This window comes from Nocardia sp. GP40 (assembly GCF_050434125.1).
In the GTDB taxonomy this organism is placed as follows: domain Bacteria; phylum Actinomycetota; class Actinomycetes; order Mycobacteriales; family Mycobacteriaceae; genus Nocardia; species Nocardia albiluteola.
Window position 1 is genome coordinate 493,795 of the sequence record NZ_JBNPVW010000002.1, and the last position, 26,251, is coordinate 520,045.

General features: G+C 67.3%; 22 protein-coding genes, 2 tRNA genes and 1 pseudogene. 12 read left to right on the plus strand and 13 right to left on the minus strand.

Annotation, left to right across the window (positions count from 1 at the left end):
- Nucleotides 1-209 precede the first annotated feature (209 nt).
- Nucleotides 210-2,891 carry an AAA family ATPase gene (locus tag ABH933_RS06850; protein WP_429418435.1) on the plus strand — a complete coding sequence of 894 codons (2,682 nt, stop codon included), beginning with the start codon at nucleotides 210-212 and terminating at the stop codon, nucleotides 2,889-2,891.
- 94 nt (nucleotides 2,892-2,985) lie between these two features.
- Here ABH933_RS06850 and ABH933_RS06855 read toward each other — a convergent pair whose 3' ends face one another.
- Complete coding sequence (locus ABH933_RS06855) at nucleotides 2,986-4,311, minus strand: FAD-binding oxidoreductase (protein WP_429418437.1); 1,326 nt, start codon at nucleotides 4,309-4,311, stop codon at nucleotides 2,986-2,988.
- Nucleotides 4,312-4,340: 29 nt separating this feature from the next.
- The gene (locus tag ABH933_RS06860) at nucleotides 4,341-4,715 is read right to left on the minus strand and encodes a DUF4267 domain-containing protein (protein WP_429418439.1); all 375 of its coding nucleotides are present in this window, start codon (nucleotides 4,713-4,715) and stop codon (nucleotides 4,341-4,343) included.
- Between the two features lie 384 nt (nucleotides 4,716-5,099).
- Here ABH933_RS06860 and ABH933_RS06865 point away from each other — a divergent pair, with 384 nt between their 5' ends.
- Both ABH933_RS06865 and ABH933_RS06870 read left to right on the plus strand, forming a co-directional pair.
- Nucleotides 5,100-5,339, plus strand: coding sequence for a hypothetical protein (locus ABH933_RS06865; protein ID WP_429418441.1), 240 nt, complete (start codon nucleotides 5,100-5,102; stop codon nucleotides 5,337-5,339).
- Nucleotides 5,311-5,436, plus strand: coding sequence for an LppP/LprE family lipoprotein (locus tag ABH933_RS06870; protein WP_429418442.1), 126 nt, complete (start codon nucleotides 5,311-5,313; stop codon nucleotides 5,434-5,436). The genes ABH933_RS06865 and ABH933_RS06870 overlap by 29 nt, the downstream gene beginning before the upstream one ends.
- Before the next feature lie 239 nt (nucleotides 5,437-5,675).
- Here the strand turns inward: ABH933_RS06870 and ABH933_RS06875 are convergent.
- Nucleotides 5,676-5,748 (minus strand) — tRNA-Ala (locus ABH933_RS06875).
- 112 nt (nucleotides 5,749-5,860) lie between these two features.
- On the opposite strand from ABH933_RS06875, the gene ABH933_RS06880 reads away from it, so the two are divergent.
- The 4 genes from ABH933_RS06880 (at nucleotide 5,861) to ABH933_RS06895 (ending at nucleotide 8,251) form a co-directional block, all read left to right on the plus strand.
- Complete coding sequence (locus ABH933_RS06880; protein WP_429418444.1) at nucleotides 5,861-6,775, plus strand: AraC family transcriptional regulator; 915 nt, start codon at nucleotides 5,861-5,863, stop codon at nucleotides 6,773-6,775.
- Nucleotides 6,776-7,036: 261 nt separating this feature from the next.
- Nucleotides 7,037-7,258 (plus strand): hypothetical protein, encoded by a 222-nt coding sequence (locus ABH933_RS06885; protein ID WP_429419266.1) that lies wholly within the window; start codon nucleotides 7,037-7,039, stop codon nucleotides 7,256-7,258.
- 42 nt (nucleotides 7,259-7,300) lie between these two features.
- Complete coding sequence (locus tag ABH933_RS06890) at nucleotides 7,301-8,116, plus strand: SAM-dependent methyltransferase (protein WP_429418446.1); 816 nt, start codon at nucleotides 7,301-7,303, stop codon at nucleotides 8,114-8,116.
- 27 nt (nucleotides 8,117-8,143) lie between these two features.
- A complete protein-coding gene (locus ABH933_RS06895; RefSeq protein WP_215914999.1) occupies nucleotides 8,144-8,251 on the plus strand; it encodes a DLW-39 family protein in 108 nt (35 codons plus the stop codon).
- An 82-nt stretch (nucleotides 8,252-8,333) separates the two neighbouring features.
- Here ABH933_RS06895 and ABH933_RS06900 read toward each other — a convergent pair whose 3' ends face one another.
- Nucleotides 8,334-9,215 carry an alpha/beta hydrolase family esterase gene (locus tag ABH933_RS06900; protein ID WP_429418447.1) on the minus strand — a complete coding sequence of 294 codons (882 nt, stop codon included), beginning with the start codon at nucleotides 9,213-9,215 and terminating at the stop codon, nucleotides 8,334-8,336.
- Nucleotides 9,216-9,441: 226 nt separating this feature from the next.
- On the opposite strand from ABH933_RS06900, the gene ABH933_RS06905 reads away from it, so the two are divergent.
- Nucleotides 9,442-10,395, plus strand: coding sequence for a GAF domain-containing protein (locus ABH933_RS06905; RefSeq protein WP_429418449.1), 954 nt, complete (start codon nucleotides 9,442-9,444; stop codon nucleotides 10,393-10,395).
- Nucleotides 10,396-10,464: 69 nt separating this feature from the next.
- Here the strand turns inward: ABH933_RS06905 and ABH933_RS06910 are convergent, their stop codons facing one another.
- The 9 genes and pseudogenes from ABH933_RS06910 to dnaA all read right to left on the minus strand — a co-directional run bounded on the left by ABH933_RS06910 (nucleotide 10,465) and on the right by dnaA (nucleotide 23,336).
- Nucleotides 10,465-10,863, minus strand: a complete 399-nt coding sequence (locus tag ABH933_RS06910) for a hypothetical protein (RefSeq protein WP_429418451.1) — start codon at nucleotides 10,861-10,863, stop codon at nucleotides 10,465-10,467.
- Nucleotides 10,864-11,015: 152 nt separating this feature from the next.
- Nucleotides 11,016-11,089 (minus strand) — tRNA-Ile (locus ABH933_RS06915).
- A gap of 139 nt (nucleotides 11,090-11,228) precedes the next feature.
- Nucleotides 11,229-12,143 (minus strand): DUF3566 domain-containing protein, encoded by a 915-nt coding sequence (locus ABH933_RS06920; RefSeq protein WP_429418452.1) that lies wholly within the window; start codon nucleotides 12,141-12,143, stop codon nucleotides 11,229-11,231.
- A 54-nt stretch (nucleotides 12,144-12,197) separates the two neighbouring features.
- Nucleotides 12,198-14,702, minus strand: a complete 2,505-nt coding sequence (gyrA, locus tag ABH933_RS06925) for a DNA gyrase subunit A (RefSeq protein WP_429418454.1) — start codon at nucleotides 14,700-14,702, stop codon at nucleotides 12,198-12,200.
- Between the two features lie 48 nt (nucleotides 14,703-14,750).
- On the minus strand, nucleotides 14,751-16,787 hold the full coding sequence (gene gyrB, locus ABH933_RS06930) for a DNA topoisomerase (ATP-hydrolyzing) subunit B (RefSeq protein WP_429418456.1): 2,037 nt from the start codon (nucleotides 16,785-16,787) through the stop codon (nucleotides 14,751-14,753).
- A 462-nt stretch (nucleotides 16,788-17,249) separates the two neighbouring features.
- Nucleotides 17,250-17,819 carry a DUF721 family protein gene (locus ABH933_RS06935; protein WP_429418458.1) on the minus strand — a complete coding sequence of 190 codons (570 nt, stop codon included), beginning with the start codon at nucleotides 17,817-17,819 and terminating at the stop codon, nucleotides 17,250-17,252.
- A 454-nt stretch (nucleotides 17,820-18,273) separates the two neighbouring features.
- Nucleotides 18,274-19,437 (minus strand): annotated as a pseudogene (recF, locus tag ABH933_RS06940) (DNA replication/repair protein RecF); the annotation flags it as partial.
- A 128-nt stretch (nucleotides 19,438-19,565) separates the two neighbouring features.
- Entirely contained in the window at nucleotides 19,566-20,735 is a 1,170-nt protein-coding gene (gene dnaN / locus ABH933_RS06945) for a DNA polymerase III subunit beta (protein WP_429418460.1), read from the minus strand.
- Nucleotides 20,736-21,590: 855 nt separating this feature from the next.
- Nucleotides 21,591-23,336, minus strand: coding sequence for a chromosomal replication initiator protein DnaA (gene dnaA, locus ABH933_RS06950; protein WP_429419200.1), 1,746 nt, complete (start codon nucleotides 23,334-23,336; stop codon nucleotides 21,591-21,593).
- Between the two features lie 599 nt (nucleotides 23,337-23,935).
- Between dnaA and rpmH the strand changes: the two genes are divergently transcribed.
- The 4 genes from rpmH to yidC all read left to right on the plus strand — a co-directional run bounded on the left by rpmH (nucleotide 23,936) and on the right by yidC (nucleotide 26,236).
- Nucleotides 23,936-24,079 carry a 50S ribosomal protein L34 gene (gene rpmH, locus ABH933_RS06955; protein WP_033085250.1) on the plus strand — a complete coding sequence of 48 codons (144 nt, stop codon included), beginning with the start codon at nucleotides 23,936-23,938 and terminating at the stop codon, nucleotides 24,077-24,079.
- 159 nt (nucleotides 24,080-24,238) lie between these two features.
- A complete protein-coding gene (gene rnpA, locus ABH933_RS06960) occupies nucleotides 24,239-24,640 on the plus strand; it encodes a ribonuclease P protein component (RefSeq protein WP_215914985.1) in 402 nt (133 codons plus the stop codon).
- The gene (gene yidD / locus ABH933_RS06965; protein ID WP_429418463.1) at nucleotides 24,637-25,026 is read left to right on the plus strand and encodes a membrane protein insertion efficiency factor YidD; all 390 of its coding nucleotides are present in this window, start codon (nucleotides 24,637-24,639) and stop codon (nucleotides 25,024-25,026) included. The genes rnpA and yidD overlap by 4 nt, the downstream gene beginning before the upstream one ends.
- A gap of 4 nt (nucleotides 25,027-25,030) precedes the next feature.
- Entirely contained in the window at nucleotides 25,031-26,236 is a 1,206-nt protein-coding gene (yidC, locus tag ABH933_RS06970) for a membrane protein insertase YidC (protein ID WP_429418465.1), read from the plus strand.
- Nucleotides 26,237-26,251: the final 15 nt, after the last annotated feature.

Genomic DNA, 26,251 nt, shown 5'->3' on the forward strand with positions numbered 1-26,251 from the left:
TAACAGACCGATTGCCGGTGCACGAGATGAGATTCAATCCTTCCGACCGGAAAGACCACAGGTCAAGCGAACGCCCGAACGAGTCGACGAGCTCCCCAACCGCTTCGGACCTACACCCGATGGCCGCTACGAGCGGGTCCGCTCGGACACCCGATAGCGACACGAGCGGTTCTTGCCGCCGGGGGCGTGACGCGCATACGTTTGCGGGCGTGCTGTACGGACGCCAGGGCGAAGTGGACCGAATCCGCGAGTTGCTGGACGAAGCGGATAAGGGCTGGAGCAGTTCGCTGGTCCTCGTGGGCGACTCGGGCGTCGGAAAATCCGCGCTGCTCGACCTGGCAGCAAGCCTGGTCGGCGACTCCTGGCGGGTGCTGCGCTGCTGCGGCGTCGAATCCGAGTCCGAATTGCCGTTCGCGGGGTTGCAGATGCTGCTCATCGCCGGTCTGGACAGCCTCGACGCACTGCCTGCCAACCAAGCCGATGCCCTGCGCTGCGCCTTCGGCGGTGACAGCCCAGATCTTATTTCCGACCGCTTTCTGATCGGTCTGGGAACCCTGTCGCTGCTGGCCGAAATGTCCGGCACCGGGCCGGTACTGTGTCTGATCGACGATGCCCAGTGGCTGGATCAGGCGTCCATCTGCGCCCTGGTCTTCGCGGCACGCCGGATGCGGGCCGAGGGCGTCGTCCTGCTGTTCGCCGGACGCGCGGAGTTCGCTACCACCGGACTGCCCCAGCTGCGAGTGACTCCGCTGGCGGCCGGCGCCGCGCGCGAGTTGGTCGCCGCCAACGCACCCGAACTGGAGCCGGAGAAGCTGGAGCGAGTGGTCGCCGAGGCGGCGGGCAACCCGCTGGCCCTGCTCGAGCTACCGCGCATGGATCTGGACGCCCTCTCGGTGAGCCCGCTGCCCCTGCCGGATCAGTTGCGGGCCGGTTACCAGCACGACATCGTGGATCAACCGGAGTCGGTGCGAACGGCGCTGCTGGTGGCGGCCGCCGAGGAAACCGGAAATCTGACCCTGGTGCTGCAGGTGCTCGCCGGATTCGGGATGACGGAGGAGGCGCTGGCCGCTGCCGAGCAGACCGGCATGCTGGTGGTGTCGGGTCAGTCGGTCGCCTTTCGACATCCGCTTCTGCGCGCCGCCGTCTACAACCTGGCCACCTCGAGTCAGCGTCGGGCCGTACACAGGCGCATCGCCGACCTCACGGGCGAACCCGACCGCCGGGCGTGGCATCTCGCCGCCGCAGCGACCGGCCCGGACGAGCAGGCCGCCGCAGCGCTGGCGGCGGCCGCCGAGAACGCGCGCGGCCGAACCGGTTACGCCGCCGCCGCGATCGCGCTGGAGCGATCGGCCCGGCTGACGCCCGATCCGGCCGACCGAACGCGTCGTCTGATCCTGGCCGTCGAGGCGGCCGCCGACGCGGGTCGCACCGACCACGCGCTGCGACTGATCGCCGAGGTCGAGCAGTCGGCCGTGGGCCCTCGCGCGGCCGCCCAGCTCACCGCCGCGCGGGCGCGGATCGAGTTCGAGCGAGGCGCGGTACCAGTGGCATACGAGCTACTGCTGGATGCGGCTGCCCGGGTGGTCGGGGACGATCCGGATATGGCGGTCATCATGCTGATCGAGGCCGCCCATGCTGCCTGGACCGAGGGCGATCTGGCCGGCGTCGCCGCCGTGCGAACCCGGCTGAGCGAAATCTCCTCGGGCACAGCGCATGCCGCACTCCCCCTCGTCGAGGGTCCGCTGGGACTGCACTCGCCCGACCCGGCCGCGGGCGTGCGGCTGATCCGCGCCAGTGTCGCGCGGGTCCGGTCGATGCCGGCGGCCACGCCGTCGATGCGATTGGCCTTGGCGTTGCAGGCAATTCTGGCCAGCGATGTCGACGACGCGCGGGACATGCTGCGCGAATTGACCACCGAGTGCCGGGATCGAGCGATGGTCGGCTGGCTGCCGGTGGTCGGCTGCGGCCTCGGGAAGGCCGAACTGTTGATCGGCAATCTGCTTGCGGCGGAAGCGATCTCCAGCGACGCGCTGCGCATCGCCGAGGATATCGGGCAACACGACCGGATTCGTCAGGCTCGGTCGATCCTGTCCATTGTCGCGGCCAACCGCGGCGACGAGGACCTGTGCCGCGAGCTCGCGGCAGGCGCCGTGAGCTCGGTGCCCGGCGGCGTCAATTCCATTGCCACCGCCCACGTGGGGTGGGCGCTGGCGCTGTTGGATCTCGGATACGGTCGCTACGAGGCGGCACTCGACCGCATCGAGGCGCTGTACCGCAGCCCAAATCGCGCGCTCGGCCAATGGGTTCATCTGCTCAGTGACGGCGTGGAAGCCGCGGTGCGCCTGCGCGCACCGGAGCGTGCGGCCGAGCTGGCCGCCGAACTGCGGCAGTGGTCCGCCGCCACCGACTCGGCGTGGGTGCGGGCGCACGAGCTCCGGTGCCGGGCCATGCTGGACAACGACGGCGAATTGTTCGCGGCCGCATTGGCCTTGCACGCCGACCTGGGCCGCTGGCTGGATCACGCGCGCACCGGGCTGCTGTACGGGGAATGGTTACGCCGGGAGCGCTTCAAGACCGAGGCACGCTCCGAGCTGCGCGCCGCACTGGCGACGTTCGAGCGCCTCGCCGCCGAACCGTGGGCCGAGCGGGCACGCAGCGAGCTGCGCGCCGCGGGCGAGAACACAGCCGGGCGCGCCGCCTCCGGCTCGGTGGCCACGCTCACCGCGCAAGAGTTCCAGGTGATTCGGTTGGCCGCCACAGGCGCGACCAATAGGGAAATCGGCGCCCAGCTCTTCCTGAGCCCGAAGACCGTTGGCAATCATCTCTACCGCGCTTTTCCAAAACTGGGCGTTACCAACCGAATCGAACTTGCCCGCCTCGACCTGGACTGAGACAGCTCAACTCGGGTGAGTGAAAACCGTTGCGTCCGGGTTGATGTCAGCCGCCCCAAGGTGGGATAAGGGGCGGTCGCGCGGGAACGGCTCTTCAGATGGCGCGGAGGGCGGCTTGGGCGACGGGGAAGTTGGACCGGAAGACGTTGTGCGGGTCCCGCTGTCGTTTGATAGTGCCCAGCCGATCAAGGGTTCCGGCCTCGAAGGTCGCGGCGGGGGTGTCGCCCGCGCCCAGGGAGGTGAACGGCTTCCGGCCGCTCACCCGGTGGCCGAGGTCGGATATCACCCGCCGCTGGGTTTCGCGTACCTGCTGCTGTGCTTCCGCCGTGGGACCGAGGCCCTGAAGATAGACCGCATACGGTTCGGTCACCGCGGGATGAGCGCCGGTGCCGGGCTCGGCGAGCGCTCCGCCGAGTTGGCGCAGCTGTATCCCGAACAGCGGATCGATCGGCCCGGCGAAGAGCACCTGCTGGGCGTGCTCGTCCAGGTCGGTCAACAGCTCCGTGCGAATCATGGCGTAGCCGGGATCGATCGGCTCCGAGGTCACGGCGCCGAGTTGTGACGCGGTGAACGCCCCGCGGCTGTCGTTGACCACCCCCGCGATGGCATCGAAACCTCGGAGCAGTTCCCGGCCCTCGGCCGCGTCGCCGAGATAGGCGGCGGCGATGCCAACCAGACCGGGCACGCCCGGAAACTGCAGCCTATTGAGGAATACCGTCAGCTCCGCCGGTGCCTGTGCCACCAGGTCGAGATACGCGGCCAGCACTTCCCGGGTGCGCGACGCGTCCCACATGACATGCCCACCATACAGATTCGGCGCGGGAAAGAGCTCGAACTCGACGGCCGTCACAATCGCGAAGTCACCACCGCCGCCGCGCAGCGCCCAGAACAGGTCGGGGTCGGAGTCGGCCGTTACCCGTGCCGGATCGCCGAACGAGTCGACCACCTCGAAGGCTCGCACACTATTGGCCGCGATCCCATGCGCGCGGCCGAACCAGGACATGCCGCCGCCGAGGGTGTAACCGATGACACTGACCACCGGCGAGCTGCCCGCCAGACCGATCAAACCGTGTGGTTCGGCCGCCGCCAGCACCCTGCCCCACGCCACACCCGCGCCGACCCGGGCGACCCGCCGCGTAGGGTCGATGCTGACTTCGTCGAAGCGGTTGGTGCGCACCACGATCGCGCGATCCGTATTGCCCGAAGCGCCGTGTCCATTGGGCTGCAACGCCAGGGCGATGCCTTCCTTCCGCGCATACCGCACCAGCGCGACCATGTCATCTACATCAGCAGGTTCCGCCACGGCCGCCGCCGGCTGCTCCACGGTCAGATTCCACGGTTGCCGCACACGGTCGAAGTCATCGTCGTGGGGCAGCCAGACCCGGCCCTCGATGGCGGTGCGCACAGTGTTTTCAATCATGTCGATTCCCCGATTCGTCGGATGGGTGGTCAGCTGAGGAACAGCAGGACGGCGCTGATCAGAACGACAACGGCGGTGGCGAAGTGAATGCCGAAGGCATCGGCCTTGCGGCCGCCATTGCGCAGCACGATGCCGGCGTCCCCGAACGGAGTCAGCGCGGCCGCGACCATGAACCAGGCCTCGGCGTGCGCGCCGACCAGTCCTAGCAGGACCAGGCCGACAACCCCGGAGGTGAAGTCGCGCAAGCCCTTTACCGTCAGATATGGGCCAGCGTCCCCGGCGGATTCGGCAGGCAGGCCGAAGGCCGCCGCGGCGGCGTCCGGCACCAGGAAGAACCGTAGCCCGACAAAGATGATGAGCAGATCGATCAGGATGGCGAGCCCGTAGGCAATGGGGGTGAGCATGTCTCTCCTCGTGCGTTGTGACGTGGAAAAACATAGGACCGGCCGCTCGGCGGCGGTATGAGGCGGATGCCTCTACTTCCAGCACCCCAATTGGGTAACAACCTCCTGGGCAAAACCAGGGTCGGCGCTGGTGCCAGACTGCAGACTGGCCCGTCGGTTCGATTGGGAGTTGGCAGTGAGCTCGTTGTTCGCGGTGAGGCGGGAACAGCGAGCACGACAGTCGCCGCATCCCAGGGGACGACCGTACCGGCGCAGGGCAACCAGTCGGCTCTGCCTCCCGCCCAGACCCCCGTCGGCAATCCATCTGCGGGCGATGCCAATTCGCCGCAGCCAGCACCTGCCACCAGTACCGGGACCATCACACCGCAGCCCACGATCGTGCCGGTGACCACGAATCCGACGCCCAACGGCAGCGGCCACGGATTGTGTTTCGACCTCAATTCCGGACTCGCCAACTCAGCGATCAAGAGTCTCGCCCCGTCCGCGAACGGCGGATGGGGCAATCCTTCGGCGAGCAATGACCCGATCTCGGCGGGCTGTGACGGTGTGCTGTCGTGGATGACCGTGGAATCGGGCAATATTCACCCATACATCGGTGCGGTACAGGTGGGCGAAATCCAGTGACGCCCTGTGCTGCCCGAGCGGCGGCCCCAGCGTAGTGACCTTCACACTCTCGGGTGGCAAGGTGATGGCGAAGGGGCAGTTCCCGCCGAGCAATTGAGTGTCAGGCCGATGCTCCAGGCGGGCGGACCCAGCCCCGAGCATCGGCGTGGACCAGCAGCGGCGGGCCCGTGCAGGGATGTCGGCTCGGGCTCGCCCAGGGCACTGGCGGTGACGCGGGCGATGCCGAGGATCGGCAGGCGTCCCGCGGCACAAACCACAGGTACGAGCATGGTCCTGACTCGATTGGTCATCAGAAACGAAAACCCGCAGATCATTGACCTGCGGGTTTATATGAAGTGGAGCCTAGGGGAATCGAACCCCTAACCCCTGCCTTGCAAAGGCAGTGCTCTGCCAATTGAGCTAAGGCCCCAGGCTTGTTATCCACAGACAGTGTGAACAACCTTCAAGACGGTACCCCCCGGGCTGGTCCGGGGTCAAAACGTACGGTCGGCAACCGGGCGGACGGCCGGTACCGTGGCGATGTGGACATCCTCAGCGACACCATCTCGGCCATTCGCACCGGGAATCCGACCTCGGGGATGTTCGTCCGGCATGCGCCGTGGGGGCGGACGTATCCGGTAGTGCCGAGCGTCGGGCTGCACGTGGTGCTGGAGGGCTCCTGCTGGGTGGTGCCCGGCGCGGCGGGTGAACCATTCGCGATGGGCGTCGGCGATGTGCTGCTGATGCCGCGCGGCGCCGACCACGACCTGGTGGATCACCCGGACACCCAGGTGACCGAGCGCGCGCACCCGGGTGAGCCGCGCGAACTCGCCGGGCCCGGCGCGCGCACCGTACTGCTCTGCGGCGCCTACGAATTGGGGCGGCAGCGGCACCATCCGATGCTCGCCGAGCTACCCGAATTCATCCATCTCCCGGTGCTGCCGGGCCGTCATCCGTCGTTGCGCGCCGCGGTCGACCTGCTGGCCGCCGAGCTGACCGAGCCGCGACCGGGCAGCGCCGCCGCGGTGCCCGCGATCCTGGAAACGCTGCTGCTGTTTGCGCTGCGCGCCTGGTTCGACGAGCAGTCCGCGGGGTCGGGCTGGGCGGGTGCCTTCGCCGATCCCGCCGTCACCGCCGTCCTGCGCGCCGTCCACGAGAACCCCGCCCATCCCTGGACGGTGCCGGAGCTGAGCGATATCGCGAACGTGTCGCGGGCCACCCTGGCGCGCCGGTTCACCGCCACCGTCGGCGAGGCGCCGCTGGCCTACGTGACTCGCTGGCGCATGCTGACCGCCGCCCGGATGCTCCGCGATACCGACGCCTCGCTCGGCGCGATAGCCGGAAAGGTCGGCTACGCATCGGAATTCGCCTTCGCCAAGGCATTCAAGCGCGAATACGGTTCGGCCCCCGGCCAATACCGCCGCGGGCTGGATACTCCGCCGCTGATCGCGGTGTGATGCGTCGACTGCGCGCGGCCCTGGCGTGCAGTCCGAATCCCCTGTCCCCCAGGTCCTCCAGCCCGGCACGCAGCCGCAGCGACGGCATCTCGTAGTCGCCGCCCGACCAGCGGCGGCCCGAACTGCTGCGCGTGCTCGATCTCATGCCCGACACCCCCGCGTTCCTCCCCGACCACCGGCTCGAGGTGCTGGCCGCGAACCCGCTGGCCGAGCTGCTGTACGGCCGGCGGCCGCTGCGCGGGACAATATCGCCCGGCACACGTGCGCTGCCGCCCCACGGCCGCAAGTCCTTCGCCCATCCGCTGGTCGGGCAATCTGGACCTGCATCAGGAGAACTTCACGGTGCCGGACGATGCCGGCGTCGAGCTCGTGATCCTGTCGGCCGCACCCAGCAGCGCGGCGCACGACGGCCTGCGGCTGCTGGCCGGGCTCGGCGCCACCGATGATCGCGAGCGCGAGTTCGGCCCGGTCCACCCGGCCTAGATGCAGTGGCCTGCGGGCCACGCAGCGGTCATGATGGCTGGTATGCCCGCCCTACCCGACTGGTCGCCCGACGACATCGACCCGCAGATCCCGAGTTCGGCCCGCATGTACGACTACGTGCTGGGTGGATTCACCAACTTCGAGGTCGATCGCAAACTGGCGGACTGGGTCCAGCAGACCATGCCCGAGGTGGCGCAGGGTGCCCGCGATAACCGCGCCTTCCTGCGACGCCTGGTCGGCTTCCTGGTACAGGAGGCCGGTATCGACCAGTTCCTGGACCTGGGCTCGGGGATTCCGACCGCGGGAAACGTGCACGAGATCGCCCAGCGGCTGCGTCCGGGCACGCGGGTGGTGTACGTCGACATCGATCCGGTGGCGGTCTCGGCCAGCCGGCAACTGCTGGCCGACAACCCCGACGCGACCGCGATCCGCGCCGATCTGACCGATGTCGAGGAGATCCTGGCAGCTCCGGAGGTCGCCGGGCTGCTCGATCTCAGCCGCCCGGTCGCGGTGCTACTGGTGTCGGTCCTGCATTTCGTGCCCGAGTCGGCAGATCCCGCGGCGGGCATCGCGCGCCTGCGCGAGGCCATGGCGCCGGGGAGCTACCTGGCGATCTCGCACTTCACCGACGAGGGCCGCGAGGGCGATGCGCAACGGATCGTCGCCATGTCGCGCCAGACGCCCACCACGACGACGCCGCGCAGTCGCGCGCAGATCGAGGCGCTGTTCGACGGATTCACCGTGCTCGAGCCCGGCATGGTAGACGTGTCCACGTGGCGACCCGAGGAGCCCGCCGACGGCGCGCCCGCATCGTTCTCGGGCTGGTACTGCGGTGTGGGAGTGCTTGCGGGAGAGTAACTTCGAACGACGAGTAGGGTGGGCATCATGAAATTTCTTCTCACCCTCGGGGTCGTGGTCGGTGTCATCTTCGCCATCAACAAGTTCCGTCAGCGCAACGATGCGGACATGTGGCATGAGGTGACCACTCGCTGAGCTCTACCTATATCGGCTCGTGGCGCTGGAGAATCGCTTCCAGCGCCATCAGCCCGCGCCGCTGCGGATGGCCGCGTTCCGGTCACCGTCCCGCCGCGAGGCCGAAGAATTCGGCGATCACGGTCACCGCGTCGATCGCACGCGTCGGTGACCCGAACATCAATCGACCCCCCTGCGAGGCCCCGGGAATCTGATGACCCGCGCCGACGAGGGTGTACAGCGTGACCGGCGGACAGCCCGGCCCGCGATACTCGGTGCGGCAGACCTGCCCCTCGGTGACCCCGTCCTCGGGTCCGAGCCATCGGAAGGCCGGGGAGGTGTGAATCCCGTTGCGGCGGGCGAAATATGCCGCCGTCTGGGCGGCGCCGAGATGATTACCCTTGGGGAACCAGCCGCGGAGGCTGACGCTTCCACCGTCGAATCGGGACAGCGGATCGGCGGTGCCGTGCATGGCGATCAGCGGCACGGGCACGACGGAGCCCCGATGCACCGCCAGGGCCTCGGGTGTCGGCTGGTTGGCCGACAGCAGGGCCGCCCCGGCGAGCAGGTCGGGCGCCTCGTGCACCAGTCTGATGACCATCTGACCGCCCAGTGAGAATCCGATCGTGTAGACGCGACCCGTGCCGAGCGTCGTGGCGACCTCCTGGGCCAGCATCCGGAGAAATCCGACGTCGTCCACCTGCTTGACGTCGCGAAACAGCATTTTCGCCCGCCGCGCCCCATTCCATTCGCGGTGCAGTGCATCGGGATAGACCACGACGTTGCCACCGAGCGCGAGCCGATCGAAGGCATCCTCGCTGAACTCCCGCATCGAGTCGGCGCTCTGCATGGTGCCGTGCAGTACCAGCACCAGGGCCGCACCGGGGGCCGGTTGCCGCGGGCGCACGACGGTATAGGTGCGGCGGCGCCGCCCATGGGTGAGTGCCCGCCGTTCCGTGACGAGCTCGGACGCTGGATTCCGCACAAGAAAAGAGTCTGCGGGACGACCGGAACCGCGGCAATCCGTCCGAGCCGTAGCCGCGGCCGGACCGGACGGGCTGTCATTGCAGTTGCGCTGTAGCTGTATAGACTGGCGCGTTGCCCGAAAAACGCCAGGGCGCTGGAGGAAATTATCAGGGGGAGGACACGTGTGGTATTTGGTCGATGCCGCCGACCCGAAGCGGGTCATTCGATTCCAACCGTCCGAAGGCGTGGCGCGTGAGCGTCTGCTGCATCGGGCCGTAAGACCGAACTCCATTGCAGCACTGGCAAATTCGGCCATCGGATACACCATCGCCACCGGCCGGGAGTACACGGGGCAGATCCGGGTCCGGGGCGAGATGTACACGACGACAACGCTTCCGGTCGCCGGCCTCGATCAGCGGCCGCTGGCGGTGCAGATCTGGGTTGCCGGACCGGACGTTCCGCGCGAACCGGCGCCCGGCGTCGACGCGTTCGTCTGGGACGGCCGGCAGTGGACGGTCACGAGTAGCGGCGTGGGCGGCCCGGTCCTGCCCCCTGGATTCCCCCTGCTGCACGGGGCGTGGTTCCTGAGTCGGATCATCGAATGCGAGGAGCGCGACAAGCTGATCACCGCGGCCCTGAACCCTCGCCCCGGCACCTCCTGGTCCGGGTCCATGCGGGTGCTCGCGGCCGACAACACCGGCACCACCAGGGTTTTCGGCCATTTCCGATACCACTCCGAGGAGAAGCTGTACGGACTGATGCTGCGGGCCGACCGAGAGAGCGAGCCGGGCGTCGTGCTGCCCACGTACCGCAACGACGCCGCGGCCGTACTCCTGCGCGGCACCACCGCCCTGATCGACCTGGACCGCATGCAGATCATCGAATGGCTCACCCCGCCGCTGCACGACATCGCCTGGCGGCACCATCCGACGCCGCGCGCCCTGGACCCCACCGACCGAACCGAATTCAGCCTCGTCACCACCCATGTGATCCACCCCGACGACCACCCCGAATACCTCAGGGCCATGCGAGATCTGGCCGCGAGACGCATAGACGCCCACCGCGGTATCGTCCGGCTGCTGACCCTGCGCGGCGGCTGGCAACCGGTCGAGCTGTACCACACCCGGCTCCCCCAGGGCCTGCCCCGATTCCTGATCGTCCTCATCCGCCCCGTCGCGGGCGACGAACCCGGGGCGTAGAAACAGCAAAGACGAGATGGGCCTAGGAGGCAAACGCGTCGAACAGTGCGACACCCGCATCGCGGGGTACTACCTCGTCGTCCCATTGGAGTAGGAATTCGATGGGTATCGTGATCGAGGCGGCGAGGGCGCGCAGAGCCTGTCCGTGGGCCAAACCGAGACGGTGATTTCACCGAGAGTGAGCAACGCGTCCAGAGCAACCTGCCATTCGGGGACCGCCTGTGCCGCAAGTTCGGTGTTGTAGCGCCGTATATCGCCGGCGCTGGGCATCCCGGCGGCGGCGTTCCCCCTCGTCGCAGCGAGCAGTTGCCGACCGCGCTCGGTCTGCTCGGTGTGCGGGCGGGCGCCGTGGCCGGGCGCGTCGATCGCGGCGACGACGAAACCACCGTTCGTGACATAGGGGCGGGCCCGGGCAACCAATGCCTCGGAACTCTTGTGCTGACCGCCGCCATGTCCGAGCAGAATCACGACACGATCCGCGGATTCCTCGGCGACGAACCGGATTCGGAAGGCTGATGCTGCCTTTTCGCTGCCTCGCCCGGCGAAACCGACCAGGAAAGGTCTCCTGAATGACGAAAACCCTCGACCATGGCTGCTGGTCGGGGGTTTTGCGTGCGGGGTGGGCCTAGGAGGACTTGAACCTCCGACCTCTTCGTTATCAGCGAAGCGCTCTAACCGCCTGAGCTATAGGCCCGTATGACTTTCAGGATTGCTCCCGAGCCGAGAGCAAAGATTACCCGACCTGCCCGCGATCGACAAAACGGCTGGTCAGCGCGGCGGGGACAGCGCGGCCGGACCACGCCGCGGTGGCATGGTCCGGCCGGTGCCGAGTGCTAGTCCGGGTCGGCCAGGGTGACCTGGATGCCGCCGACCAGGTCGGTGCACTGGTTGTAGATGAACACTCCGACCGTGGACAGCGCGGTGAGCAGAACCACGTTGATCAGGCCGATGACCGCGGCATAGCCGAATACCGTGCCGGCGTCGATCAGCGAGGAGGACCCCGAGCCGTTGTCGGAGACCATGTCGGTGAACGTGCTGTTCAGGCGGTCCCACACACCCATGCCGGACAGCACGATGTACAGGAAGCCGACCGCCAGCATCCACACGAAGAACATCGCGACGCTGATCACCAGCGAGATCTTCAACGTCGACCACGGGTCGATGTGACGCAGCTGCACCGTCGCGCGCAGCGGCTCACCCGTGGCGGCGGCCTGGACCACCGCCGCCGGCACCGCGGGCGAGATCGGCGGCTGCGATCCGATGGTCTCGTTCGGCGGCAGCGGATGGCGCAGCTCGGACAGGTCGGGCATGTCCTTGATCAGCTCGGGGCGCGCGATGCTGCGGGTGGGCCCGTCGATGCCGACGGACTTGACCATCGCGGCCTCCTTGCGGGCCGCCTTGGCCGCGAGGTCGGCGGTGGTCCGGGCATTGCCGGAGCCGCCCAGGTTCACCGACGACGGCGGACGTCCCGCGACCGGCGACTGACCGGGACGGTTCAGATTCGACTGCGGTTCACGTTGCGGCAACTGCGACCAACCCTCCTCGAATCGGGAATTCCCCTCGACCGCGGCCGATTCGCCCGATTCGACACCGGCTGAGTTGTCGCCTTTCTCGGACGGATTGCCCGATCCGCCCTCAGCCGTGGACCCCGGCCGCGGAATCGGGCGCGGCGGAATCGGTGAGGGGGCTATCCGCTCGGTCACACCGTTGGCGTGAGGCCGCTCGTCGTTCGGCTGGTTCGTGGTCAATGGGGATTCCTTAGATCCGTTGTGCCGCCGGTGCTCGAGTCGAAACTACTGCTTCTAGGAACCACTGGTGTCATCTTCGCCGGGAACCTCGTCGCGTTCGTCGGCGTTACGAGCGATCGCAAGCAACGTATCGCCCTCGCCCAGATTCATCAATCGCACGCCCTTGGTCTGGCGACCGGCCTTACGAACCTGCTTCGCCGCCGTCCGGATGACACCGCCGCCGGATGTGATGGCGTAGAGCTCGTCCTCATCGTCGACGATGAGGGCGCCCACCAGACTGCCACGACGCTGGTCGTATTGGATAGTCAATACACCCTTACCGCCGCGGCCCTGCGCGGTGTACTCCTCGATCGCGGTCCGCTTGGAGTAGCCGCCCGCGGTGGCCACCAGCAGATATGTGTCCTCGCGAACCACATTGAGCGACAACAGTTCATCGTCGGTGTTGAACCGCATGCCCTGCACACCGGAGGTCGCGCGGCCCATCGGGCGCAGCACCTCGTCGTTGGCGGGGAAGCGGATCGACTGGCCGTGCGCCGAGACCAGCAGCAGGTCGTCGTCGGCCGAACACAGTGCCGCGCCGACCAATTCGTCACCATCGCGCAGATTCACCGCGACGATGCCGCCGGTCCGGTTGGAGTCGAAATCGGTCAGCTTCGACTTCTTCACCAGGCCGTTGCGGGTGGCCAGCACCAGATACGGCGCGTCCTCGTAGGTCTTGAGCTGGATGACCTGGGCGATCTTCTCCTCCGGCTGGAACGCCAGCAGGTTGGCCACGTGCTGGCCGCGGGCGGTGCGCGCGGCCTCGGGCAGTTCGTAGGCTTTGGTCCGGTACACCCGGCCCAGGTTCGTGAAGAACAGCAGCCAATCGTGCGTCGAGGTGACGAAGAAGTGCTTGACCAGGTCGTCCTGCTTGAGCCCGGCGCCCTGCACGCCCTTGCCGCCGCGCTTCTGGCTGCGGTACAGATCGGTCTTGGTGCGCTTGGCGTAGCCGGTCTCGGTGATCGTCACGACCACGTCCTCGCGGGCGATCAGATCCTCGTCGGCGACGTCGCCGTCGGCGGAGATGATCCGGGTGCGCCGGTCGTCGCCGTACTTCTCGACGATCTCCTTCAGCTCGTCGCGCACGATCGCGCGCTGGCGCTCGGGCCTTTCGAGAATGTCCTTCAGATCGGCGATCTCGAGCTCGATCTTGGCCAATTCGTCGACGATCTTCTGGCGCTCCAGGGCCGACAGGCGACGCAGCTGCATATCGAGGATCGCGGTGGCCTGGATCTCGTCGATGTCGAGCAGCTGCATCAGGCCGGTGCGCGCGGTGTCGGTATTGGCCGAACGCCGGATCAGCGCGATGACCTCGTCGAGCGCATCCAGGGCCTTGACCAGGCCGCGCAGGATGTGGGCACGCTCCTCGGCCTTACGCAGCAGGTAGCGGGTGCGCCGGACGATGACTTCCAACTGATGCGCGACGTAGAACCGGATCATCTGGTCCAGCCGCAGCGTGCGCGGCACGCCGTCCACGATGGACAGCATGTTCGCGCCGAAGCTGGTCTGCAGCTGGGTGTGCTTGTAGAGGTTGTTCAGCACCACCTTGGCCACGGCGTCGCGCTTGACCGTGACCACGATCCGCATGCCCGCGCGGTCCGAGGACTCGTCGTGGATGTCGGAGATACCCGCGATCTTGCCGTCCTTCACCTGCTCGGCGATCGAGTTGATGAAGTTGTCGGTGTTGACCTGGTACGGCAGCTCGGTGATGACGATCGTGGTGCGGCCGCGGTTGTCCTCCTCGATCTCGACCACGCCGCGCATGCGGATCGACCCACGACCGGTGGTGTACGCGTCGTGGATACCGTTCGTGCCGACGATCAGGCCGTGCGTCGGAAAGTCCGGGCCCTTGACCCGCTCCATGCAGGCCTCGAGGGTGGTCTCCTCGTCGGCCTCGTGGTTCTCCAGTGACCAGTAGATCGCCTCGGCGAGCTCGTTGAGGTTGTGCGGCGGAATATTGGTCGCCATGCCGACCGCGATTCCGTTGCTGCCGTTCATCAACAGGGCGGGTACCCGGCTGGGGAGAACCGTCGGCTCCTGGGAGCGGCCGTCGTAGTTCGCGATGAAATCGACCGTCTCGTGGTCGATTTCGCGCAGCATCTCCATCGCCAGCGGGGTGAGCCGGCATTCGGTGTACCGCATGGCGGCCGCGCCGTCGTTGCCGCGCGAGCCGAAGTTGCCCTGACCGTCGACCAGCGGGTAGCGCAGCGACCAGGGCTGCGCCATGCGCACGAGGGTGTCGTAGATCGAGGTGTCGCCGTGCGGGTGATAGTTACCCATCGTCTCCGCGACCGGGCGCGCGGACTTCACGTAACCGCGGTCGGGGCGATACCCGTTGTCGTACATGGCATACAGCACGCGGCGGTGCACCGGCTTGAGGCCGTCGCGGACCTCGGGCAGCGCGCGGCCCACGATCACGCTCATCGCGTAATCGATGTAACTGCTCTGCATTTCGTTCTGGATGTCGACCGGTTCGATCCGGTCGCCACCGCCGCTGGGCGGCAGCGTTGTTTCAGTCATGAAGTCTCCTAAGTAGTCCGGGTGTGCGGCAGTGTGTTTCGCACCGGACTACACGTCGAGGAAGCGAACGTCCTTGGCATTGCGGGTGATGAAGCTGCGACGCGCCTCGACGTCCTCGCCCATCAGGATCGAGAACAGCTCGTCGGCGGCGGCGGCATCGTCCAGGGTGACCAGGCGCAGCACGCGGACCGACGGGTCCATCGTGGTCTCCCACAGCTCCTTGGCGTTCATCTCGCCCAGACCCTTGTAGCGCTGGACGCCGTCGTCCTTGTTGATCTTCTTCCCCGCGGCCAGGCCCGCCTCGAGCAGGCCGTCGCGCTCGCGGTCGGAGTAAGCGAACTCCGGATCCGAGCGCTGCCACTTGAGCTTGTACAGCGGCGGCTGGGCCAGGTACACGTGCCCGTGCTCGACCAGCGGGCGCATGAACCGGAACAGCAGCGTCAGCAGCAGGGTCGAGATGTGCTGGCCGTCGACATCGGCGTCGGCCATCAGCACGATCTTGTGATACCGCAGCTTGGCGATGTCGAATTCGTCGTGGATGCCGGTGCCGAACGCGGTGATGATCGACTGCACCTCGTTGTTCTTCAGCACCCGGTCGATGCGGGCCTTCTCGACATTGATGATCTTTCCGCGCAGCGGCAGGATCGCCTGATACATCGAGTCGCGCCCGGACTTAGCCGAGCCACCGGCGGAGTCACCCTCCACGATGTAGATCTCGGACTTCGTCGGATCCTTGGAGCGGCAGTCGGCCAGCTTGCCGGGCAGCCCGCCCAGATCCGTCGCGCTCTTGCGGCGCACCAGCTCACGCGCCTTGCGCGCGGCGACGCGCGCCTGCGCCGACGAGACCGCCTTGTTCACAATGGTTTTCGCGTCGGCCGGATTGGCCTCGAACCAGTGCGCCAGGTGCTCGTTGCAGGTGCGCTGGACAAACGACTTGACCTCGGTGTTGCCGAGCTTGGTCTTGGTCTGGCCCTCGAACTGCGGCTCGCTGACCTTCACGCTCACGATGGCGGCCAGGCCCTCACGGATGTCGTCACCGGTGAGGTTGCCGTCCTTCTCCTTCAGGAGCTTCTTGTCCTTGGCGTACTTGTTCACCACCGTGGTCAGCGCCGCGCGGAAGCCCTCTTCGTGGGTGCCGCCCTCGTGGGTGTTGATAGTGTTGGCGAAGGTGTGCACGGACTCGGAATAGCCCGAGTTCCACTGCATCGCGACCTCGAGCTCGTGGCCGGTGCCCTTGCCGGTGAACGCCACCACGGTGTTGTGGATCGGCTGCTTGGTCCGGTTGATGTGCTTGACGAAATCCTCGAGGCCGCCCGGGTAGTGATAGGTGCGGGTCTTGACCTTGTGCTCGGCGGGCGCGCCCTCCTCGGCGTGCTTGGGCGCCTCGGCGGTCTCGCTCACCACCTCTTCGGTGATGTCGGTGTCGGCCACCCGCTCATCGGTCAGCGTGATGGTCAGGCCCTTGTTCAGGAACGCCATCTCCTGCAGCCGGCGGGCCACGGTCTCGAAGTTGTAGACGGTGGTCTCGAAGATGTTCGGATCGGCCCAGAAGCGGATCGTGGTCCCGGTGCGCTTGGTCGGGTCACCCTGGAGCAGCTTGCCGGGCCTGGCGTCCTTGTACTCCTGGCTCCAGTGATATCCGTCGTAGTCGATATCGGCCTGCAGCCGCGTCGACAGCGCGTTCACCACGGAGATACCGACGCCGTGCAGACCGCCGGACACCGCATAGGACTCGGAGTCGAACTTGCCGCCCGCGTGCAGCTGGGTCATGACCACCTCGATGGTGGGGATGCCCTGCGCGTGCATGCTGGTGGGGATGCCGCGGCCGTCGTCGACGACCTCGACGCCGCCGTCGGCCAGCAGCGTGACATCGACGCGGGTGGCGTACCCGGCCATCGCCTCGTCGACGGAGTTGTCCACAACCTCCCAGATCAGGTGGTGCAGACCGCGTTCACCGGTGGAGCCGATGTACATGCCCGGGCGCTTGCGTACCGCCTCGAGCCCCTCGAGCACGGTGATGGATTCCGCGCCGTAGGTCTGCTTACCTGATTTGGAGCCGCTTGCATTGGAGTCGTTGGCAGCCACTGCTCGGTAGCTCTCCTTACTTGCTGATCTCCCGGCTCGATGTCGAAGCACAGCGCGGCACACGCCGGACCCCAGATGGTGTCTGCTCGAGGTGACGAACGGCTCGAGAACTACGGGTCCAGCGGGCGGCTGCACGGAACGTGCCGGGGGTATCGCCGCTAGTTACTCCCCCATCCTACTGGTACACCCAGCCCAGGACCCACCTATGACACCCCTGACGGCGTCGTGAGTGCGTTAATTCGGATGGCAACGGGTCGGCTTGTAGGTTTGAATCCGTCACAAGCCTGCGCGGCCCGTCGGATACCCGCGCGGCGGTTTGCCGGATGGTTGAGCGGATCTTGTCATCGGCCGGTGCGCGGTTCCACGTGAAACGACCCCGCTTCACCAACCGCCCGACCTAATGGGCGCCGTCGGTGAAGCCGTCCGAAACCGCGCATGGCCGGAGCGAATGCGGAGGTACGCCTAACCGTACGTATCGCGGGGCCCCAGCCCCTTCACGTGCCGCGTCCCCTTGCGCCAGCTCGGAGCGGCCGGGCCGCTGATCTTGAGCTGTTTCACCACGCCCTGACCGACGGCGGCATTGATCTTCGCCAGCAGCTGCGCCTGCAGCATGCGCAGCTGAGTCGCCCAGGCTGTGGACTCGGCCTGGATGCTGAGCACCCCGTCGGTCAGCGAGACGGGGGTGGCGTGGCTGGCGATGTCCTCGCCGACCACGCTCGACCAGCGGCCGAATACCGTTCCCTCGGCGACCTTTCCGGACCAGCCGCGGCCCTTGGCCAGGGCGCCGGCGACCGCGGACAGCAGCTGGGGATCGCGCTCGTCGGGCCCGGCACCCGACCAGCCGCGGCGCCGCAGCGCCCGCACGCCGCCCTTGCGCGGCGAGGCCCGGCCCTGCCCGACCGCCTTGCCGCTGGCCTTGGCCGCGGCGCGCGCCTCCTCCAGCGCCCGACGGGCCAGGTCGATCCCCCGTAGTTCGGTCTCCGGGCCGGTGGATTCGGCGGCGGAGGAACCGTGCTCGAGATCGTCCGCCATCGCCATCGCCTTTCCCTGCACTGCCGGTGCGGCCCGGTCGTGCGGGCAAGGGACAGGCTCGCAATCGGCTCCGGGTGCCGGTGTTGCACAAAGGCTAGCGGGTGGGATCGATGACACGCCCATGCGGCGAGCAGTGTCATGCAACCCAATTACGACACGTGACGATTGACGGATATGGGCAATATCACAGGCTCATCGATCAGTGCGCGGAATCACCACCGGATGATGCGCCGAGGGGGGCGTCCGGGTCCGTGGGGACGTCCGGGTCCGTGGGGACGTCCGGGTCCGTGGGGACGTCCGGGTCCGTGGAGGCGCCCGGATCCATGGAGATTTCGGGCGCAGCAGCAACGTCTGGCGCAGCCGCGGTGGCCGACGTAGCGGCAGTGTCCGGCGCACCGGCAGTGGCCAACACATCGGCAACGGTCGACGCAGCGGCAGTGGCAACGGCCGGATCCACGATGCGGGAGATGCGGTGATCGGCCGCACCGCTGGTCTCCACGCGCAACGGCCGCGCCTCGAGCTCCGCGGGCACGTCCTCAGGCACGGCGGCGGTGATCAGCACCTGTTCCGCGGTGGCCGCGACGGCGGCCAGGGCCGTGCGGCGACGGCGGTCGAGCTCGGCGAAGACATCGTCCAGCATGAGGACCGGATCGGTGCCGAGACCGCGCAGCAGTTCGAAGGAGGACAATCGCAGCGCCAGCGCGAACGACCACGATTCCCCGTGACTGGCAAAGCCTTTCGCCGGTGCGGAGCCCAGCATCAGCTCCAGGTCGTCGCGGTGCGGGCCGATCAGGCAGACACCGCGTTCGAGTTCCCGCGGGCGCGCGGCGCTCAGCTCGCGCAGCATGATCTCCTCGAGGGCCTGCGCGTCATCGGGATCCGGAGACCGGCCGGGTTCCAGGAACTCCGGCGGCAGATAACCGCTGCGATAGCGGATGGCGGCGGTGCGGGACTCCGGCGCGATCGAGTGGTACGCCTGCTCCAGGTGTGGATGCAGCTCGTGTACCAGGCGTAACCGCTGTGCCAGTAGTTCGGCGCCGTGTACGGCCAGATGCCCGTCCCAGACATCCAGCGTGCTCAGATCCGCCGACGAGCGCGAACGTGCGTGCCTGCCAGCGGTTTTCAGCAGGGCTGAACGCTGGCGCAGTACCCGGTCGTAATCGGAGCGCACGCCGGCCAGGCGGGGCAGCCGCGCGGTGCACAGCTCGTCGAGGAAACGACGACGCTCGGATGGATCGCCGCGGACAAGCGCGAGATCCTCCGGTGCGAACAGCACCGTCTGCAGGATCCCGAGGATCTCGCGGGTGCGGCGCACGGGCGAACGGTTGATCTGTGCGCGGTTGGCCGAGCCCTGGTTCAGCTCCATATCGATGCGCAGCTCGCGCCCGGAGTTGACGACCGTCGCACCGATCCGGGATCGCTGCGCGCCCAAGCGAATCAGTGGTGCGTCCGCGGCCACGCGGTGGGAGCCGAGTGTGGACAGATATCCGACGGCCTCGATCAGGTTGGTCTTGCCGTTTCCGTTGGAACCCAGGAAAACCGTGCGACCGCTGGATAATTCGAGATCGGTCTGGTCCCAGGAGCGAAAATCACGCAGCGTCAACGTCCGCACGTACATCGCTCAGTCCACCGCTCCCGCCGGGGACCCTGTGGAAAACCTGGGGAGGCGGACCGAACGGCCCACCCGCCCAGGGTATTTCACAGAGTTGTCAACAGTATCCACAGCTCGCCCCACAAGGCGCGGACTCAGCCCGGCAGGCGAACCGGCATCAGCAGGTAGATGTAGTCGGTGGACAGCGCGGGGAAGGCGCCGGACTCGTTGACCTCCGGCTCGGCCTCGCCGACCGGAGTCAGCACCGCGGGCCGGCTCGGCGTGGTGAATCCGAAGGTCACGCGGTCGGCGTGCAACGCGGACAGACCGTCGTTGAGGTAGCCGGGATTGAAGGCGATGGTCAGCGGATCGCCACGGAAATCGGCCGGCAGCCACTCCTCGGCGCGACCCGCGTCGTCGCCACCCGCCGAGAGCAGCAGGCCCTGATCGGAGAATTCGAGGCGAACCTGGGCGCCGCGTTCGGCAACCAGCGCAACGCGTTTGATCGCCTCGATCAGCGCGGCGACCTCGAGCGTGGCGATCGAGGTGTGCTCCTTGGGGAGCAATTGGCGGAACTTGGGGAATTCCGCGTCCAGCAGCCGGGTGGTGGTGCGGCGCCCGCCGTTGACGATACCGAGCAGACCGTCGGTGCCCGTGCCGAAGGCGAGCTGCACCGGAGCACCGGTGGCGCCGAGCGTCTTGGCGGCCTCGGAGAAGGTGCGCGCGGGGACCAGCACCGCGGTCTCCACATCGGGGCGGCCGGGCTGCCACTCCAGGTGCCGCACGGCAAGGCGGAAGCGGTCGGTGGCGGCGAGCACCACCTTGGAACCCTCGATCTCGACCCGGATGCCGGTGAGCATCGGCAGCGTGTCGTCGCGGCCGGCGGCGACGGCCACCTGGCTCACCGCCGAGCCGAACAGATCGACCCCGAGCTCACCGGTCTGCGGGGGCAGTTCGGGAAGCTGGGGATAATCCTCGACCGGCATGGTCGGCAACGAGAACTTGGCACTGCCGCAGGCGATCAGCACGCGGGTGCCGTCGACCGAGACGTCGACCGGCTTGTTGGACAGCGCCTTGGTGATGTCGGCCAGCAGGCGCCCGGAGACCAGGACCTGTCCGGGACCGGCCACCTCGGCGGCCACTCGCATCTGCGCGGAGACTTCGTAGTCGAAACCGGAGACCGTGAGCCCCTCCTCGCTCGCGACGAGCAGGACGCCGCCGAGCACCGGCACGGGCGGGCGCGACGGCAGACTGCGCGCCACCCAGGCGACGGACTCCGCGAAATCCTCGCGAGCGACCCGAAACTTCATGCTTGCAAGCTCCATCGCCCGGTATTTCCTCTCCCAGTCTCGGTCGGTCGCGACCTGTTCGATACGTGCGCGGGTTCATGCATGAGGTGCTGGATCGGCCTCCCGCATTCCCTCTCACCGCAGTGTGACACAGGCGACCGACACCAAACCGTACCCGTGAACGACAGCAAAGACCACGCCGCCCCCTCCGGTGCGTCGGATGGGATGCCGGGGGCCCATCCGTGGGCGGTGCCGATACCGGATGGGCACCGCTCCGGGTCCTGCCCTTCTCCTTGCCTTCGATTCGGTCCTGGGGATGGTGCCGTCGTGCCGATGTATCCCCGAACCGAGTTTCCACACACCCTGTTTTAAAAGAGATCTCTCTAGAGAGAGAACTGAAGTAGTAGTAGGCGCTGTGGAATCTGTGGAGTCCGGGCGAACTCCCTGCTAGGGAGGCGTGGCGGCATGGGGATGTCCGGAGGGTGACTCGAGGATGAACGGGGAGCCACTGTGGAGTTCACAGATCTGTCCCAACCCCATCCTCGAGCCATCCTCGAGTTCTCCCCTGGTGATCACCCTGTTGTGCACACATGTGCGTAATCCGGTGCAAAACACGTGGATTCCTCGAGGACCTGACAGGGACTCCTCGAGGAATCCACACCCCGAATCGGGGATCACGACTGGTCAGCCCCCGTGGATGAATCGGCCTGTGCAATCTGTGGACTAACCCCTGTGAGTGGTCGATGCACAGATTGCTCCCCAGCGCTGTGGGCAACTCGGTGGACAGCCGGTGGATTCCTCGAGGACTCCACAAGAATTCCTCGAGGAATCCACAACGCGAAAAGGCCCCTTCACCCAGGTCAGCGGGGTGAAGGGGCCCTGTGGATCGAATCAGCGGGAGCGCTGTTTAATTCGGGCTGTGAGTTCTTGAACCTGGTCGTACACGCGCCGGCGCTCGGTCATCTCCTTGCGCACCTTCTTCTCGGCGTACATGACCGTGGTGTGGTCGCGGCCGAAGGCCTGCCCGATCTTGGGCAGCGACAGATCGGTGAGTTCGCGGCACAGGTACATCGCGATCTGCCGCGCCTGGGCCAGCGGCCGCGCCTTGCCCGGACCGGTCAGCTCCTCCAGCGTGGTGTTGAAGTACTCCGCGGTGACGGCCATGATCGTCGAGGCGGTGATCTCCAGCGTGGTGGTGTCGGGCATCAGATCCCGCAGCACCACCTCGGCCAGCGACAGATCCAGCGGCTGCCCGTTGAGCGAGGCGAACGCCGTCACCCGGATCAGCGCGCCCTCGAGCTCGCGGATATTGCGCTCCACCCGGCTGGCGATCAGTTCGAGCACGTCATGCGGCACGTCGAGGCGGTCCATCCGCGCCTTCTTGCTCAGGATGGCGATCCGGGTCTCGAGTTCGGGCGGCTGCACATCGGTGATCAGGCCCCACTCGAACCGGGTCCGCAGCCGCTCCTCCAGCGTCGCCAGCTGCTTGGGCGGCCGGTCCGAGGACACCACGATCTGCTTGTTGGCATTGTGCAGAGTGTTGAAGGTGTGGAAGAACTCCTCCTGGATGCCTTCCTTGCCCTCGATGAACTGGATGTCGTCGACCAGCAGGATGTCGGTCTCGCGGTAGCGGCGTTTGAAGGCCACCTTGCGGTCGTCGCGCAGGCTGTTGATGAAGTCGTTGGTGAATTCCTCGGTCGAGACGTACTTCACCCGCATCCCCGGAAACAGCCGCTGGGCGTAGTGGCCGGCCGCGTGCAACAGGTGCGTCTTGCCCAAACCCGAAGCGCCCCAGACGAACAGCGGGTTGTAAGCGCGCGCGGGCGCCTCGGCGATCGCCACCGCGGCCGCGTGGGCGAACCGGTTGGAGGCGCCGATCACGAACGTCTCGAACGTGTATTTGGCATTGAGGCTCGCCGACGAGGAGGAGGCGGCCGGCGCCGGCGCGGGTGGCTGGGGGGGCTTGGCGAAGTATGTCGGCCACGAGTTGGGGCCCTGCACGACCGGTTCGTCGTCCTCTGGCTTCTCCGGCTGTGGCCGCCGCACCGGTATGGGTTCGGACTCGGGCGCGAAAAGCGACTCCTGTCCGGGCGGGCTCGGGGCGTTGCGGACCGGGGGCAGCTCCATGTCGTGGCGCACCGGGGTTGCCACCCCGTGGTTGGGGATGTTCGGCAACTCTCCGGCCATCTGCACGGCCGCAAACTCGGGCTGGGGATAGTCGTCGCCGGCCGGATACTCGGGCGGGGTGTGATAGCGCGGCGCCGGGTAGTCCGGTGGTGCCTGGTACTCCGGTGGTGCGGGGTAATTCACAGGCTCGCGGGGAGCGCGCGGATGCTCACGCAGCCGGTCCGGGCGGGAGGTCAGGCGCGCATGCCGGGGCTGGCCGCCGAGACGATCGGCGGGCGGGGCCGCGGGCGCCGCGATCCGGACGCCGAGTCCTTCCACCTGTGGGCCGAGCCGTCGGCCGAGGGAACGCAGGATCGGTTCGCGCAGATCGCGCTCGATCGCCTCCTGGGCGAGTGAGGAGGGCACCGAGAGCAGGGCGAATCCCTGTGCCACCGTCAACGGTTTGACCAGGCCCAACCATGCCTTCTGGGCGTTGCTCACCGGAGGGATGGCACCGTCGGCCGAGCCCATGGTGAGTTCGGCGACCACCTCCGGCCAGACTGCGGTCAACACGTTCTGCTCGTCGTCCACGTATACTTCCTCCCCGGAACATCTCGCTTGGAGCAGACGGTCGGCATCGCCCGCAGTCCCCCGCAGCATGGGCGTCGGCAAGGCCGTCTTGGTGGGCTGGGGGCCATAAGAATATGCCACCCCAGGGTTGTTTCCACACAATTATCCACAGATGTGGAAAAGCGCATCAGTGCGCGTAGGGCTGTACACATCCCCCGGACGATGCCCAGACCAGGCGTTCTTTGGCAATCCCCCAGCAACGCACTGTACTCGTTGCCGTGACCGTCCGGCAGGGGCACTGGGCGAGTCGCCGCGGGGCCTCGGTAGTGGCGCAGATCGCATCGAGGGACCCGAGTTTGACCCTGTACGAGCTGATCAGTACCCTCGTACAGTCACCCATTGACGCGGTGCGCAGTGCCTGCTGTCTCCACACGGACAGGTCATTGCACCCCGATGGGCGTGTTCGGATGCGGCCTCCAGGTCCACATTGCGAACACAGTATGTTTCACCGACTAACTTCGGGCGCCGCCTGGCGCTCACCAACTCGAGGAGTGTTGACCGTGGCCAAGGGCAAGCGGACGTTCCAGCCGAACAACCGTCGTCGGGCGCGGGTCCACGGGTTCCGTCTCCGGATGCGGACCCGCGCGGGTCGCGCCATCGTGTCGGCGCGCCGCGGCAAGGGCCGCGCCAAGCTCACGGCCTGATCGATCGGTACCGGCATCGCGCCGCGCACCGGCGGGCCCGAAGGAGGCAGCTTGCGTAACTACGCAGGGCCCTCGGAAGCGGCGCCGGAGGATGGAGCGTCGTGAACTGTTCGCCGTTCGGTCCGTACCTCTCCACCCGATACGTGCTCGGACACCCAGGTGTTGCCTGAGCCGTATCGGCTGCATCATCGTGCCGATTTCTCCCGGACGGTGCGGCATGGCCGGCGAGTCGGGAGACATGATCTTGTCGTGCACGCGCTCCTGACACCTGTGTCGATCGAGAATGTCCGCTCCGGCGGCCCGCGATTCGGTTTGATCGTCAGCAAGGCGGTGGGCAATGCGGTGGTGCGTCACCGCGTGGCCCGCCGCCTGCGTCATATCTGCGCCGGTGTGGCGGGTGAGCTTCCCGTCCTGGCGGATATCGTTATCCGGGCCTTGCCGGGCGCGGCGACCGTGGACAGCGCCGAACTGGATCGGCAGCTGCGGTCCGCGCTGCGCCGGCTGCTACCCGAGGCGAGTCCGTCCGAGCCGCCCACGCTGGAATCCGGCAGGCTCTCATGAAGTACCTTCGCGCCGCGGGCCATTTCCCGGCCAAACTCCTGATCTTCCTCATCGAGCTGTACCGCACCTACATCTCCCCCACCCGGCTGCCGGTGTGCCGGTTCACCCCCACCTGCAGCGAGTACGCGGTGACCGCGTTGCGCACCCGAGGGCTGTTCATCGGCCTCGGATTGACGGCCGTGCGTCTGGCTAAATGTGCGCCCTGGCACCCTGGTGGGTGGGACCCCGTTCCGGAACGGAAGCGGAAGGGGGCTGCCGCCGATCTGGTTGTGCCCGAGAGCTCCGCGCCCGCGCCGAGCCCGGCGACCGGTGAGGCAGCCGAACAGAAGCCTTTGAAGGGGTCGCCGCCCGCGGTGACCGGCGACACGACCGACGGGAGTGCATAGAGCCGTGCTCGATTTCATTTACTATCCGGTGTCCTGGATCTTTTGGTTCTGGCACCGCGTTTTCGGGTTCGCGCTGGGCCCGGACAACGGGTTCGCCTGGGCGCTTGCCGTGGTGTTCCTCGTGTTCACCCTCCGCGTCGTGCTGTACTGGCCGTTCCTCAAGCAGGTGCGCACCACTCGGCAGATGCAGACGCTGCAGCCGAAGATCAAGGAACTGCAGAAGAAGTACAAGAACGATCGCCAGAAAATGGCGGTCGAGATGCAGAAGCTGCAGAAGGAACACGGCTTCAATCCGCTCATGGGCTGTCTGCCCATGCTCGTGCAGATCCCCGTCTTCATCGGCCTGTACCACGTGCTGCGCTCGTTCAACCGTGTCGGTGTGGTCAGCGGTCTGCCCGGACTCGGCCACAGCGGCGGCATGACTCCCTATGCGAACGCGCACACCCCGAACTACGCCTTCGGCGTCGGCGACGTGCAGTCGTTCCTGCGGGCCCGCATCTTCGGTGCGCCGATCTCCGCGGCCATCACGACCCCCAAGTCGCAGCTGGCCGCGTTCGCCGACTTCGGCGGCATCCCCCATGTGGCGAACATGATCGCGGTCGCGGTCCCGCTGATGCTCATCGCGGGTCTGGCGACTCACCTGAACGCTCGCGCCTCGGTTGCCCGCCAGCGTGCGACCGGCGTCGGCGGCGTCGATCCGACCGGCATGGGAGCCGCTCCCACGACGAGCCCGATGGGTCCCAACCAGGCCGAGATGATGAACAAGCTCGCGCTCTATGTCTTCCCGATCGGTGTGATCATCGGTGGACCATTCCTGCCGATCGCCATCCTGTTCTACTGGGTCTCGAACAACATCTGGACCTTCGGTCAGCAGCACGTCGTCTTCAAGCAGATCGACAGGGAAGAGGCGGCCAAGAAGCAGGAGGCGCTGGAGCGTCGTGCGCAGAATGCCCCCAAGCCGGGCGCCAAGCCCGATGCCCGGCGTAAGCGCGGCAGTGCGGCGACCGATGCTCCCGTGGACGAGCCCATCGATGCTCCCGTGGACGAGCCCGTGGATGCACCCGTCACCGGCACCGAGGTCACGGCGCAGTCGAAGAACGGAACCGCTAGGTCCGGGAAGAGTCCGGCCTCGGCGGGTAAATCGGCAGGGCAGGGCAATCGCAAGCGATCCGGTAATCGTGGCCGCCCGAATCAGAAGCGACGTCGCTGATAACTCGCGGCTGGA